1 protein-coding gene is annotated in these 307 nt (G+C 69.1%); it reads left to right on the top strand.

Annotated elements, in window-relative coordinates:
• The coding region (locus ADL29_RS11810) for an ATP-binding cassette domain-containing protein (protein ID WP_157878465.1) at nt 1-307 on the top strand (307 nt) is incomplete at both ends.

The raw sequence follows: 307 nt of genomic DNA, 5'->3' as shown, positions 1-307 counted from the left end.
CATCGAGGCGGCCGGTCCGCTGATGCACCTGGCGAACTACATCAACGATGCGAAGGCCGGCGCCGTACGGATCGCGGAGCTGCTGCGTATGCCCCCGCTGCCGGAGCCGGAGCACCCCCGTGTGCCGAAGGACTCCGGCATCACGCTGGAGAAGGTCTGCTTCCGCTACTCGGCGGAGCGGGGCGATCCGGTGTTGGACGGCGTCGATCTCGACATCCCGGCGGGCACGGTCTGCGCCCTGGTCGGCCCGTCCGGATCGGGTAAGTCGACGGTCGCACGGCTGATTCCGCGCTTCTACGACGTCGAG

This window comes from Streptomyces chattanoogensis (genome assembly GCF_001294335.1).
Lineage (GTDB): Bacteria > Actinomycetota > Actinomycetes > Streptomycetales > Streptomycetaceae > Streptomyces > Streptomyces chattanoogensis.
Note: the sequence above shows the minus strand (reverse complement) of the source record. Positions and strands in the feature narration are given on the sequence as shown.